The following is an 11,917-nucleotide window of genomic DNA, read 5'->3' on the forward strand; positions in this document are numbered from 1 at the left end:
TGGCTCTGAAACGGGTTCAACGCCCTTGAAAGAGCCACGGCCTGGGGGATGCAACGGGGGCGCGCAGCGGGCCACCTTGCCAAGATAGTTTTGTACTACAAAACACATCTTGCGACTGTGAAATAGTGGTAGAATCGGGCTCTATCAAGATTTTTCAACCCAAATCTCTGCAGATTAGCTGTCCACTAAAGCTCTGTTCTGCAGTGCTAAAGGTGCTGTTCCTTAAGAAATTACTACTAAGCCTGTAAAGCAAATTCTCCCACTAAGCGCTCAAAGTCTATGCCCTCTATAAACTCGTCCGGTAGAGCGGGCTGCAGAGAGCTCCGAAAAAAACAACTCGTCTGCTAGGTCCGAATCTGCTGTTGCGAGATCAGAGGGATATGCGCCATCATGATCCTCCACCAATGGATCAATATCGGGCACAGATAGGAGAATTTTCACTACATCCCAACAGCAGTTAACCGCAGCATTGTGCAGTACGCATCCTGGGGATGTCCAATGGAAGAAATTAGCATTCGCGCCGTTTTCTAAAGCCTCAGCAGCCTTTTCCGCTTCACCTTCCTCAACCGCCCCATACAGCCTCATATTGAGTTGCAATTTCTCCCACAACACATTATCCGCAGAAGGCTTCTTCGAGCCAATTTTTGACCTGAACGCTCCGCCAGAGGTTAAAATTTTGTCTTTTCGTGAAGGCTCTGAAAAGAAGTGTGATGTCAAACTTACGTCGATTTCCTTATCTACTAATTGATTGATCATGACGGCACTATCTTGCAATCTGTTTAACGTAAATTCTCCTCTGTTTTCCGGCATATGATTAAGCTCAAAAGTACATTTTTTTCTTAAAACCGAACAAAAGCTATCATCATAGCGTTTATGCTCAGGCAAGAAGAATTGAATGCTCAAGCCACTCGCAATTGGAGCACAAACACCAAAAAAACGTTTCTTCCTGTAAGGTCTCTTTTTCTGCCACATGGCAAATACGCTGTGTGCATCGGGAAAAAGAGACGTGAAATACCATTGCTCACTGATATCAACCCTAAGACTGGCAGAATCGTTTATCCGATTAAACTCCAATACCTCAAGCACGTAGCTTTTTTTTGTCGTTCTAAGAGTTTCTACGGGTGAACAGAGGCAAAGTTCTTTTGCGGCAAAAGTATCTTTGCCAGTCCAAGGTGATAGAGCCTCAACGAGAGCTAAAAAATCACCAGCTGGAAGTAGCTGATCTCGAACGACAAAGCGGTTAGCAATCAGAAATTCAGAAATTGCGACGAGCTTATGATGTTCAGGTCTCGTATATCTTTTATGCCCACCCGGACCAGCCATACCAATAATCCACCGTTCAAGCGTTTGACCACTTAAGGGCCAACCGCTATCGGCTTTTTTTCCGATGGGTCCAGTTATGATCTTAGAAGAGTCAATTTCTGGAAAGTATGCCGAGGCCCCTTCCCAGGTTAAGATGTCTTCCGCAATCTTGATCCACGAACGCGGGCGGCTATCGGACCTGAAAGCCTCCCTGTACCATCTTATGCCACGGGCTAACAATGCAAGCTGCCGTTGAGAGAATTCACCCTTCTTTGTGTTAGCATCATATTCCATTCAAACTACCTATTCATGCATTGCCGCATAGTCTCCGCTTTCACCCAAGCCAAAGGCTACCCCATATCAACAACAATCTTTGGCTGTGAGGAATCCGTGAGGAAACATCGGCACAACCAACGTTTAAAGTGCTTTGGACGCCACTGAACTGTCAATATTTCGAGGGAACATAGAGCGATGTTTTCTATCATATCTGCCCTGAAACTTTTTAGACGCAAGAAAAAGAAGAAAACCGTATCGGGTCACGCGCCAATGCCAAGGGCCCTGCCCGAGGCAAAGATCGTGACACGGCGGCAAGCGCCCGAATGGGAAAAGGTTCTGACAGCCTCGCTGAAAGAAAACTCGCTCGCGCCTGCCGAAGAGGTGATCCTTCTCGCATTTGATCTTTATTGCGACGAGCTGAACGCGCCGTTTGATCAGCGCCGCCAGGTGATGGCCAAGCATTTTTCCAAAATAGCTGCCCTGTTTGCGCAGGTGCAATCGCTTGCCCCCGACATGGTCGAACGGGCAGCGGCAAAGCACCGGCTCGAACTTGATCGTTTCATCGAAAAGAAAGGAGAATTCTAATGCCGGTTTTGCGCACGCCAAACGGTCAGGACAAGCTTTGGATTGTCTTAAGCGCCCTTGAACATGACATGCGAATGACAACCCACCGCAGGCGGGTGGCCGTTTTTGTCGGCGGTTTGTTCGCAATCATCTTTTTTGTTCTTCTGATCGGCGAAACCCTGTTCGCCACATTGATGTTTTCAATTATCAGCGTTGAAATTCTCGGCAAGGTTATCTCGGGCGCGGCGTTCGCGCTGATGGTGCCGACGGTGATTTTCGCAGCGCATGTGAAAATTCACTATGAGGGCGACCATTTTACAGAGATGTGGCTGAAAAAGCTGAGCGGGATCGGCATTTTGCTTTTTGCGCTCGGTATGTCGTTGATGGTTGGGTTTTCTGCCTGGCAGGCGGCGCGCGATGCAGTATCAATAGTTGCAACCGGCCCCACGGGCATGCTGGGAAATCGCTTGGTCGATACTCAGCCCGAAGCATCAACCGGCATTGCCTCCTGGATAAGCACGATCCCCAACGGCCTGCTGTTTCTTGGCCTGTCGTTCGGCATGATCATCACGATCTATTTTGCCTCTTTTTGCCTGGGGCGGGCTTTGCAGGCCTTCAACCTGCTGACCCAAACGCCGCCGACACCCAGGAAACTGAAATCCACCGTTGAATTGATCAAAGACGAAATGACCATCTTCCGCGCCCTGCAAATCGACGATGATGCGGCGCGCTGGAAGCTGCCGCTTGATCTCAAGCACAAATTCGCTCGCGTCGCGTTTCATGCCTGCTGGAAAATATCCCAGGCCAAACTGGCTGCTGCGCGCCGGAAATTTGACCCGTCTCGGATGGATGACCCGCTGGCTGCAGCCTTTCACGACGCCGATGCCCAGAGCATCCCAAACCGGTTCGAGGACGAAGAGAGCTTTTGCCGCCACATGGCCGACATGATGGACCAAATGCGCATTCACAACCTGCTGCGCATCCTAACCGGCCTTCCAGAAAAAGGAGATGAAAAATGAAACTCAAATCCAGCCTTCTTGCCGCCAGCTTTCTGGTGGCCGCATCTGCTGCCTCAGGGCAAGAGGATGTAAACTCGACGATGTTCGCAGTGGATATTTCAGGCTCGGTCGGCCATCTGTTCGATCAGATCGTTGCCGATGAAACCGCCGAGTATGTCGGAGGCTACATCGCCGGTCTCGACAACCCGCACCGGATTTGGATGCTGTCTTTTGGCGAGCCCGGTCAGGCGCACCGCCTGATCAACATCAAGGCGATGGTCACTGAGCGCCGAGGATCAAACGCGCGCGCCTTATCTTCCCAGTTCAGCGCGTATTTTCGCGCGCTGCCAGGTCTGGTGCAAAGCGGTGATCTGACCCCGCAAAACTCCACCTCGATCATCGAGTTTCTTCATGCCCTTGAGCCTGTCTGCGCGCGCGGAAAAACCCGCGTCATCATGTTCACCGATGGGATTGAATGGAGTGCTGCAGTCGATGGCCCAGGGCTGATGAGCGGCGCTGTGAGACTGCCGATGCCAAGTGAAGAATTCTTGAGCGGATGTCAGATAGAGATGCTTGGTGTTGGCCAAGTCAAAGGCACCATGAGCGCCGAAGGTCTGGCAGGCCGCCTTATCCCCCAATGGGAAGCATTCCTCGGCGCTGCAGGCGCTGACGCGGTCCGCGTCATGGGCAGTTTCTACAATTTTTAAAAAAGGGGCGCGCTGTTGAAACGCATAGTGAAAAGAAAGCGCAATAAGCGGGCGCAGGCTAGCCCGGCCCGCGCCGGGCTATCGCTTGGGGCCATCATCAAGGTCAATGGCAAGTTCCTGCAGGCCTTTGTTTTTGGTGCCTGTGCCTGGTGGCTCTGGCCGTCTTCGCTTGAGTGGTGGGGCCTGGGAATGATCAGCCTTGTCTTGGCAGTAGCCGCCGCAGGCAAGTTCTTTGAGGCCATCAAAGCGATGGTAAAACTCTACGCCCGCGAAAAAGAGCTTGCCCGCCTGAGCGCCACCGCCCGCGCGCCGGTCCAATCTGATCTGGCCAATGACAATGTCATGGAAGATGCGGGGATGTTCGATGACTAAGCCGGTTAAACGCCTATTGGGGATCAATAAGAAAGACAGCAGGCCGATCTTCTCCCCAAAGGATTCTCACAGTATGCTTCTTTCTGCCGCCGGGGGCGGTAAAACCACCTGCGGGGCCATTCCCTGGATTTTGTCACTACTTGCCGATACGACCCGCGCCATTGTTGTTAATGATTGCAAGGATGGCGAGATTGCACGCCAGCTTGCCGCCTTGTGCCAAAGATATGGGCGCAAAGTGGCGGTGATCGATGATTTTTCAGTTTTGGGGGCGGATTGCCCCTTCCGAATTTCGCTGTCTCCGTTTGGCAGCATCTTTCAAGCCGCAGGAATTGAAGCTAGTGGCGAATTGGTTTTTGCCATGGATAATGCCGCGCACGCGCTTATCCCTGAGCCGCCCAATGATGCCAAGAACCAGTATTTCAGGGATTGGCCACGCCTTCTTTTGGAGTTTTGCATTTATGCCCTTGCGTCCCGAGACTTGCATCTGGCTGTGCCGGGCGGGGTCTGGTCAATGCTGGCGGACCCGGAGCTGTTGCTGAGCGCCGCGCGCATTGCGGTTGAAGAAGATGATGCCAATCTGCGCGCGCTTGGCGCGGATATTCTGGATATGGAGCGCCACAATAAAGAGCATTGGGGCCAGCACCGCTCTGCCGCCCTTAAAGCCCTGCGAATATATAGCGCGGCAAGCCCGCTGCATAATGCAGGGCGCAAAGCTGCACTCACCCATGAACAACTGCTCAAAGAGCGCTATGTAATCTTCATCGTTGGGCCGCAACGCCATATGGCCCGCCTGGGTCCGCATTACGCGCTGCACCTGCAATCCTTTACCGATGCGGTTCTTTCCGGGGCTGACGCAAAGGTGGATTTCATCCTCGATGAGGCCACCAATGCCCCGCTGAAATCTTTGATTTCTGCAATGACAGTCATTAGGGGCTATGGCGGAAACCTTCATTTCATCGCCCAGTCACGCTCTGAAATTCAGCGTGCCTATTCCGAAAAAGAAACGGCGACAATCGAAGAAAACGCCATTATCAAACAGTATTTCGGCTTTTCTTCATTCGAAGAATGCGAGCGCATTTCCCGCGCCATTGGCGAGACGCTAACCCAGCAGCACAGCATGGGTTTGAGCAGCGCCAGCCTTGACTACACTTCCAACATCGGCACCGGCAAGGACCGCCTGATTTCAGCCGAGCGCCTGATGCGCATGCGCCCGGATGAACAGCTTATTCATGTGAAAAATGTCGGCTGGATATTGTGCAACAAGGTTGCCCAGCACCAGATCGCCCCGTTTTGTCATGGCGAGCTTGCCGACAACCCGCTTGAGGGGCCGCAACTACCGCCCGATCCGAAAGTCAGCATTGAAATTAAAAAGGCGCACCGGCAATGAAACCGCGCTTTTTCAAACTCGGCTATTTCATTTGGATCATCGTGCCTGCGGGCCTGTGGCTGACCTATCAACTGATCGGCCTGCCGCATGTGATCTGGTCCTATTCATGGGTTGACCAAGGTCAAGGATCGGACCCGTTTGCGCGCCGCTATTACACCCAGTGCCGCTTCATTGGCCCATATGGTCAGATTGAACGTCCTGCTAACGCCGGGCGATGCGCCTGGGCACACTTCTTCAAAGAGGAGCCACGCTAATGAACCGCTGTCGATTGCATCAAGGGATCGCGCCATTCAAGCTTCAAAATCTTGGCCAGTTCCATCCTAACGAAATTCTTCATCACATAAAGCACGGTCTCTTCATCCGTTGCGCCGCTGGCAATGTCGCGGTCGCATTTTTCACGGGTGAGCAAGATCAGGCAGAAGGGTTTTATTTCCTTCCAAAACGTTTCGTAATCCATTGGCTCAAGCCATTCTACGATTTCATCTATGTCTTTGAATCCTTTGAATGTCATAGTGGAGTGATCCTATCAGATCGGATTTGCTCCGCGCAAATTTCTGCTCCAGATGCAGGGATTTTGCGATGACCAGCCTGACCAAAGAAGTCAAAGACCTGTTCAAACCGCGCGGCGATCTGTTTGATCTGCGCCGAGAAGCAGCCAAGATTTTAGGCCAGGAAGAATGGGCGGCATATAAAAAGCAGGCGGAAAAATTCGACGGTGAACGCCGCTATGTCAAACGGGCCTATGAGCTCGAATATCCTCACCGTTTCGCCAAGGCGCAGCGCCGCCTGATCAATGAGGCCGGATCGGTCAAACGCCGTTTGGTTTACAAAGTTTTTGGCTCCGATGCGTTCGACAAAGGTGAAATAAACCGGCGCGCACAAATGAATGTGCGCGGGGCGCATAACAACGACCTTGCGCAGATTGATCAGCGCGAAGGCGATGTACTGCGCTCCATGCTGAGCAAGGCACAAAAGCGCTCGGTGCAGCGCGAAAAACCGATCAAGGACTTTCAAAAAGCCGTGGATCGACGCTCCGGTATGGAGCGCCGCGTTCGCTCATGGAGCCGATAACCCGGAGGAAAGGAGAACAACAATGAACGATGCAACTAATCGCGAAACTATCAAGAAAGCACGGGAAAGCTTTACCGGCCAGAACCTGACGGAATCCCAGGCCGATATCGTCGCCGGGCTTACCGGGATCATTGATCGCCATATCCACAAGACCGGCTCATTCCGTGAACCGCTGACGGATTATGCCCACGCCTTCGCACGCTCAGAAAAGTTTGACGCGATGAAGGGGGAAATGATCATTCGTGACTTCTACAAAGCCCGCTATGGCCGCACTATGAATACCACACGCGAGACGCTCTTGGAAAATGAAAAGAACCTTCCCGAGACTGCCCGCGAACAGGCCCTTCAGGCGGCGCGCCAGACACTGGATGCGATCTCAAAGGGTAAGACCGAGCCTTTCTACAAGAGCTATGACCGCGAAGGCAGCGCGCTGGCCCGCGAACTCAGCATCACTGAAAGCGGCGCAAAGCACTTGATGAGCGAATGCTATCAGTCGGTTGAAGGGCGTGCGCTTTACGAGGCCGGAAAGAAGCTCGAAGAAAAATATCACCGCCCCAACGCCGAAGCCGCGCGCCAAGAGCGCATAGAAGCGCAGACCTTGCGGCAAAACCCGGCCCGTTAAACCAAGGGGGAAAAATTTGCCAAACTCGAAAACATTCCCTTCTAGAGGGCACAGGCAATGATGCCAAACCCTCTGTAACCCGCAGAAATTAGGGGTTTTTATCAAAATGTGGTACAATGAAACTGGGCCTAAAAACCCACCTCCGAAAGGAGACAATATGGATGGTAGCATAAGTAACGAGTCAGGCCTTGAAGGCCTTAAGGTGGATTTCGAAAAATCCTCAAAGCCTGTTTTGACGGTAGATGTCGAAAAGTATCAAGGCTACCTTGATGAAACGAACATGACGGATGCCCAGAAGGAGGAATTCCTGCAAAATCTGTGGCAAATAATTGTCAGCTTCGTAGAATTGGGTTTTGGAGTGCATCCGCTGCAAGAAGTCTGTGGAAAAGACGCCGGAACCTGCACGCAAAACGCAAGCGGCGCGTTTGATGCGGTATCATCAGACGAACCCGAAAAAGAAAACAAAAAGGACGACATGCGCCCGTAGGCCGTGGAGGTAAAATGGAACATACAGGACTTCAGGATCAAAACATCGACAAAGCGGTTATCTACTGCCGTGTGTCCAGTTCCAAGCAAACTGTGCACGGCGATGGTCTGAATTCCCAGGAAACACGCTGCCGTGATTTTGCCAAATATCGTGGCTACGAGGTTGTAGAAGTCTTCCGTGATGATAGCTCAGGCAGCCTGACAACCCGTCCGGGCATGCAGGCCATGCTGGAATACTTACGAAAACGAAAAAGCGATTCCCACGCTGTGATCATAGATGACATCAGCCGCCTTGCGCGCGGTGTGATGGCACATTTCGAGCTGCGAATGAAGATCGACAAAGCGGGCGGAATTCTTGTCAGCCCGTCTATTGAATTTGGGGAAGATTCAGATTCCCAGCTTGTTGAAAACCTGCTGGCATCCGTCTCTCAACACCAGCGCCAGAAAAACGGCGAGCAAACCGTCAATCGCATGCGGGCACGCATCCAAAACGGCTATTGGGTTTTTCAGGCCCCTGTCGGCTACCGCTATGAACGCAGCAGCGGCCAAGGCAAGATACTGGTGCGCGATGAGCCCAATGCCACTTCCTTGCAAGAGGCACTTGAAGGCTACGCCTCTGGGCGGTTTGAAACCCAGGTCGAGGTAAAGCGTTTTCTTGAACGCCAACCGCTTTTCCCCAAAGACTTGCCTGGCGGCGAAATTCGCAACCAACGTATCTATGACATGCTGACACGGGTGATCTACGCCGGTTATATTGAAGCGCCAAAATGGAACATTTCACTGCGCAAAGGCCAGCATGAAGGTCTTATCAGCCTTGAAACTTTTGAGAAGATTCAAACGCGCTTGAAAGGCACGGCCAAAGCGCCTGCGCGCAAAGATATCAACGCCGACTTTCCGCTGCGGGGATTCATCCTTTGTAATGACTGTAAAAAACCACTGACGGCTTGCTGGTCGCAAGGAAAGAACAAGAAGTATCCCTATTATCTGTGCCCGACCAAAGGCTGCCCGAGCTATCGAAAATCTATCGGGCGCGAAAAGCTTGAAAGTGAGTTTGAAGGCGTTCTGCAAAGCATACAGCCCACAGAGGGCCTGTTCGCCCTTGTGAAGGCCATGTTCCGCGATGCGTGGGACATACGCCTTGCGAAGGCCTCAGAGGCTTCCAAGGGCCTGAAAAACAACATCAAACAACTGGAAAAGCAGATCGACCAACTTCTTGATCGTATCGTTGATGCAAGCAACAGCTCCGTGGTTTCCGCCTATGAAAAGCGCATTGCCAAGCTGGAGCGTGAAAAACTGGTGGCCGAAGAACAACTGGCCCAATGCGGCAAGCCTCGGCATACCTTTGAGGAGTCGTTCGAACACGCCATGCGGTTTTTGGCAAGCCCTTGGAATATATGGAAGAAATCTGACTTAATCCTAAAGAGAACAGTGCTTAGACTGGCATTTGTAGAGCCTTTGCCCTACTGCCGGAATCAAGGACTTCGAACACCTGATTTATCCTTACCATTCAAGGCATTAGGTGAGATTTTCAGCAACAAAAGTGAGATGGCGCACCCGTCGCGATTCGAACGCGAGACCTCTGCCTTCGGAGGGCAGCGCTCTATCCAGCTGAGCTACGGGTGCCTGACGCGCGGTTTACGGCAAAGTTGCCAAGGGTGCAAATGGTTTTGCACCCCCGACGTGCTTTAACTTTTTTTCAACCGCCAGGGTTCGTCTTTTTCCAGATAGGCTTCTTCCTCGGGCGACAGGTCGATTTCGTCGTAACCCGTGATCATCGGCTTTACATGGGCGCGAAAACCGTGACCGATCGTCAGCATATAGATATGGATGACAACGAAGGCGGCAACGATATAGGCTGCCAGAAGATGCAGGTTGGCTACGATGTTCAGATAGAACCCGGCATTTGGCACGGTTTCCCAGAAATTATAGGTCATATACAGGATTCCGGTGATCCAGACCATCGGGAATACAGCAATCTTCAGGCCAAGGTAGGACAATGATTGCAAAGGGTTGTGTTTGCGCCAGAGTATTTTCAGATAGGGTGGCTGTTCCCCTTTGAATACACCATAGGCGTAATACCGGACGACGCCGAACAACCCGTCCAGCGTTGGCACAAACTGGCGCCATGTGCCGGTTGTGAACAGCCAGAAGGTGGCAAATATCCACAGGACCAGCAGCAGGATGGCCGCCGCACTGTGGAGCATCGCGGCAGGGCCGAAGGGCAGGATGTGATGCAAACCGTTCAACCCGAGGCCGGTGAAAAGCAGGGCGAAGATCAGCAAAGCCTGGGTCCAGTGCCATATCCGTTCAAAACGCGGGTAGATTTTGACCTGACGTTTACTCATGGTTTTTCCCCTGCTTTTTGTTGCTGACCAGACGTAACAGCCCGTGACCAAGAACCCCCAGAAGGGCAGCCAGAACCATCAGTATTCCGAAGATTCCAGCGGTTGAAACCGGATTGCGGCCCGGCATATAGAACCCGTCCAGCCCCTCCAGACGCCCGTCTTCGGCATGGCAATCCTTGCACTCCAGCGCCTTTTCTGCCGGCGCTACCATATGGGCAATCGGCCAATACATGCGCGTATCGACAAAACCGTATTCGCCAGAATAGTCCGATCCGGCGGCTTTCATCCCTGCCTTGATCGCTTTGGCCCAGTCAAAGTTGGTCCAGAATGCCGTGTCGGTTTCCGGTCCCCAGACGTGGCTATAGGCCAGTTTGTTGAACCCCGCATCATAGGCTTGACGCCCGATCATCCGCTTGAAGGGCCAGATGCGTGAATCGGGGTCATCGGCAGAGCCGAAGATGTGGTTGATCTCGACCGGTTTGCTTGGGTCAATGATGGTTTCAGGCATCGTATATTCGACCTTGCCGTTGAACCAGCTATAGTAGGGAACCACGTCCTCGCCCCACTCGAAATCCCCTTTGGTGGACAGGTAGGTATGCAGTTCCTTGCCGTCCGACTGGGTGTATTCCTCGCGTTTGATGATCTTGCCATTGTCCAGTTGACCGGCGGTTGACCAGTCCCACAGGGTTTTGGTGGCGACGCCTCCGCGGGCGAATTCGGGGATGTGGCAGGTCTGGCAGGCCACACGGTTGGTGTGGTCATTCAGCTTGACCCCGCGCAAAACCTCAAGCGGGTTCGAGGCGGCAATCGGATGTGGCCGGTCCGAATGGCAGCTTTCGCATGTGGCCGTTGTGCGGGCCGCGCCGGGCTTGCCGGTGCCGTGGGGATCGGTCGCCATCGCATCATAACGGCTGCCGGCGATTTGGTGCTGGTCGGCAACGTGGCAGGTGGAACAGGTAAAGTTCAACCCGTCCGCCGCCATATGCACATCCACTTCTTTCGTCGGCTTGTACAACACCGAGGACAGATCACCGTGTTTCACATTATCCCCGCCCCCGCCGTAAAAGTGGCAGTTGCCGCAGTTGTCGCGGCCTGTCGGGCCAACGCTTTGAGCGGCACGTTTCAGGTCAACAACCCATGCTTTGGCACCGGTGATGGTTTTCAAACCATCGGGCATGGGGTTGAGCGGCGGATGGCCCGCCAGTGTTGCGGCTTTGGTATACTGGCCTGAACGGTCGTGGCAAGCCAGACAGTCCACCGCATTGTTCTGCCCGTTGGCCGGTGTCGGGCGCGGCAAGGTTGTATCCCAACCGGTGCCCACAGTGGACTGACGCGGTGGCGGGTTGGACATATCATCCCAGCCATAACCGGCGTGGCAGGAGGTGCAGCGCGGCTCGTTCCCCGCCACATTGCCGCAGAATGAGTTAATCACATGGCGCTTGCCCAGCAACTGGCCGGTTTTCGGGTTCTCGAATTCCCATGTGAAGTGGATTGAATGCATCATCTGGTCGTCTGCCTCGGTGTGGCAGGTCAGACAGGCCGATGTTACCTCGGGACCAGAGGTGAAATCGCGTTGCAGGATGGCGAATTTGCTGTGGTCGGCAGTGCTGGTGGCCCCGACCGGAATTTCCGGCGCATCAGGCGCGGTTGATTGCTGTGCCTGCGCACCCAATGACAACGTTAATAATGCCAATCCTGCGGCAAATCCGTTCAACACCCGTTGATAGCGCATAACATCCCCTCCCTGCATACCCGTTGTAAAAACGAGTCAGGTTATTATCCAATCA

The 11,917-nt window shown here is 53.1% G+C and carries 14 protein-coding genes, 1 tRNA gene and 1 pseudogene; 10 read left to right on the forward strand and 6 right to left on the reverse strand.

What is annotated here, in order from left to right; genetic code table 11:
* Positions 1 to 270: 270 nt before the first annotated feature.
* Complete coding sequence (locus tag BAR1_RS09160) at positions 271 to 1,596, reverse strand: hypothetical protein (RefSeq protein WP_118942741.1); 1,326 nt, start codon at positions 1,594 to 1,596, stop codon at positions 271 to 273.
* Between the two features lie 177 nt (positions 1,597 to 1,773).
* On the opposite strand from BAR1_RS09160, the gene BAR1_RS09165 reads away from it, so the two are divergent.
* The 6 genes from BAR1_RS09165 to BAR1_RS09190 are packed head-to-tail and all read left to right on the forward strand — an operon-like array spanning position 1,774 to position 5,860.
* Positions 1,774 to 2,163: a hypothetical protein gene (locus tag BAR1_RS09165; RefSeq protein WP_162891729.1), complete on the forward strand. Its 390-nt coding sequence runs from the start codon at positions 1,774 to 1,776 to the stop codon at positions 2,161 to 2,163.
* Entirely contained in the window at positions 2,163 to 3,161 is a 999-nt protein-coding gene (locus BAR1_RS09170; RefSeq protein ID WP_118942743.1) for a hypothetical protein, read from the forward strand. The genes BAR1_RS09165 and BAR1_RS09170 overlap by 1 nt, the downstream gene beginning before the upstream one ends.
* Positions 3,158 to 3,847 (forward strand): hypothetical protein, encoded by a 690-nt coding sequence (locus BAR1_RS09175; protein ID WP_118942744.1) that lies wholly within the window; start codon positions 3,158 to 3,160, stop codon positions 3,845 to 3,847. The genes BAR1_RS09170 and BAR1_RS09175 overlap by 4 nt, the downstream gene beginning before the upstream one ends.
* 15 nt (positions 3,848 to 3,862) lie before the next feature.
* Positions 3,863 to 4,219: a hypothetical protein gene (locus BAR1_RS09180; protein ID WP_118942745.1), complete on the forward strand. Its 357-nt coding sequence runs from the start codon at positions 3,863 to 3,865 to the stop codon at positions 4,217 to 4,219.
* A complete protein-coding gene (locus BAR1_RS09185) occupies positions 4,212 to 5,606 on the forward strand; it encodes a type IV secretory system conjugative DNA transfer family protein (RefSeq protein WP_228408524.1) in 1,395 nt (464 codons plus the stop codon). The genes BAR1_RS09180 and BAR1_RS09185 overlap by 8 nt, the downstream gene beginning before the upstream one ends.
* On the forward strand, positions 5,603 to 5,860 hold the full coding sequence (locus tag BAR1_RS09190) for a hypothetical protein (RefSeq protein ID WP_118942747.1): 258 nt from the start codon (positions 5,603 to 5,605) through the stop codon (positions 5,858 to 5,860). Before BAR1_RS09185 ends, BAR1_RS09190 begins: the two co-directional genes overlap by 4 nt.
* On the opposite strand, the gene BAR1_RS09195 is transcribed toward BAR1_RS09190, so the two are convergent.
* Positions 5,857 to 6,117, reverse strand: coding sequence for a hypothetical protein (locus tag BAR1_RS09195; protein ID WP_118942748.1), 261 nt, complete (start codon positions 6,115 to 6,117; stop codon positions 5,857 to 5,859). The two genes, BAR1_RS09190 and BAR1_RS09195, sit on opposite strands and share 4 nt — an antisense overlap.
* A 68-nt stretch (positions 6,118 to 6,185) precedes the next feature.
* Between BAR1_RS09195 and BAR1_RS09200 the strand changes: the two genes are divergently transcribed.
* The 4 genes and pseudogenes from BAR1_RS09200 to BAR1_RS09215 all read left to right on the forward strand — a co-directional run.
* A complete protein-coding gene (locus tag BAR1_RS09200) occupies positions 6,186 to 6,677 on the forward strand; it encodes a hypothetical protein (protein WP_118942749.1) in 492 nt (163 codons plus the stop codon).
* 22 nt (positions 6,678 to 6,699) lie between these two features.
* Complete coding sequence (locus BAR1_RS09205) at positions 6,700 to 7,299, forward strand: hypothetical protein (protein WP_118942750.1); 600 nt, start codon at positions 6,700 to 6,702, stop codon at positions 7,297 to 7,299.
* 157 nt (positions 7,300 to 7,456) lie between these two features.
* Positions 7,457 to 7,786, forward strand: a complete 330-nt coding sequence (locus tag BAR1_RS09210; RefSeq protein WP_118942751.1) for a hypothetical protein — start codon at positions 7,457 to 7,459, stop codon at positions 7,784 to 7,786.
* A gap of 14 nt (positions 7,787 to 7,800) precedes the next feature.
* Positions 7,801 to 8,790 (forward strand): annotated as a pseudogene (locus tag BAR1_RS09215) (recombinase family protein); the annotation flags it as partial.
* Positions 8,791 to 8,934: 144 nt separating this feature from the next.
* On the opposite strand, the gene BAR1_RS18195 reads toward BAR1_RS09215, so the two are convergent.
* The 4 genes from BAR1_RS18195 to BAR1_RS09230 all read right to left on the reverse strand — a co-directional run bounded on the left by BAR1_RS18195 (position 8,935) and on the right by BAR1_RS09230 (position 11,862).
* A complete protein-coding gene (locus BAR1_RS18195) occupies positions 8,935 to 9,147 on the reverse strand; it encodes a hypothetical protein (RefSeq protein WP_228408525.1) in 213 nt (70 codons plus the stop codon).
* 184 nt (positions 9,148 to 9,331) lie between these two features.
* Positions 9,332 to 9,408, reverse strand: a tRNA-Arg gene (locus tag BAR1_RS09220).
* Positions 9,409 to 9,470: 62 nt separating this feature from the next.
* Positions 9,471 to 10,130 carry a cytochrome b/b6 domain-containing protein gene (locus tag BAR1_RS09225; RefSeq protein ID WP_118942752.1) on the reverse strand — a complete coding sequence of 220 codons (660 nt, stop codon included), beginning with the start codon at positions 10,128 to 10,130 and terminating at the stop codon, positions 9,471 to 9,473.
* Positions 10,123 to 11,862: a tetrathionate reductase family octaheme c-type cytochrome gene (locus BAR1_RS09230; protein WP_162891730.1), complete on the reverse strand. Its 1,740-nt coding sequence runs from the start codon at positions 11,860 to 11,862 to the stop codon at positions 10,123 to 10,125. Before BAR1_RS09230 ends, BAR1_RS09225 begins: the two co-directional genes overlap by 8 nt.
* Positions 11,863 to 11,917: the final 55 nt, after the last annotated feature.

It is taken from the genome of Profundibacter amoris, assembly GCF_003544895.1.
Lineage (GTDB): Bacteria > Pseudomonadota > Alphaproteobacteria > Rhodobacterales > Rhodobacteraceae > Profundibacter > Profundibacter amoris.

What these genes read in the sequence shown, in the direction of transcription:
- BAR1_RS09160 (WP_118942741.1), bottom strand. Translation starts at nt 1,596, where the DNA reads ATGGAATATGATGCTAACACAAAGAAGGGTGAATTCTCTCAACGGCAG.
- BAR1_RS09165 (WP_162891729.1), top strand. Translation starts at nt 1,774, where the DNA reads ATGTTTTCTATCATATCTGCCCTGAAACTTTTTAGACGCAAGAAAAAG.
- BAR1_RS09170 (WP_118942743.1), top strand. Translation starts at nt 2,163, where the DNA reads ATGCCGGTTTTGCGCACGCCAAACGGTCAGGACAAGCTTTGGATTGTC.
- BAR1_RS09175 (WP_118942744.1), top strand. Translation starts at nt 3,158, where the DNA reads ATGAAACTCAAATCCAGCCTTCTTGCCGCCAGCTTTCTGGTGGCCGCA.
- BAR1_RS09185 (WP_228408524.1), top strand. Translation starts at nt 4,212, where the DNA reads ATGACTAAGCCGGTTAAACGCCTATTGGGGATCAATAAGAAAGACAGC.
- BAR1_RS09190 (WP_118942747.1), top strand. Translation starts at nt 5,603, where the DNA reads ATGAAACCGCGCTTTTTCAAACTCGGCTATTTCATTTGGATCATCGTG.
- BAR1_RS09195 (WP_118942748.1), bottom strand. Translation starts at nt 6,117, where the DNA reads ATGACATTCAAAGGATTCAAAGACATAGATGAAATCGTAGAATGGCTT.
- BAR1_RS09200 (WP_118942749.1), top strand. Translation starts at nt 6,186, where the DNA reads ATGACCAGCCTGACCAAAGAAGTCAAAGACCTGTTCAAACCGCGCGGC.
- BAR1_RS09205 (WP_118942750.1), top strand. Translation starts at nt 6,700, where the DNA reads ATGAACGATGCAACTAATCGCGAAACTATCAAGAAAGCACGGGAAAGC.
- BAR1_RS09210 (WP_118942751.1), top strand. Translation starts at nt 7,457, where the DNA reads ATGGATGGTAGCATAAGTAACGAGTCAGGCCTTGAAGGCCTTAAGGTG.
- BAR1_RS09225 (WP_118942752.1), bottom strand. Translation starts at nt 10,130, where the DNA reads ATGAGTAAACGTCAGGTCAAAATCTACCCGCGTTTTGAACGGATATGG.
- BAR1_RS09230 (WP_162891730.1), bottom strand. Translation starts at nt 11,862, where the DNA reads ATGCGCTATCAACGGGTGTTGAACGGATTTGCCGCAGGATTGGCATTA.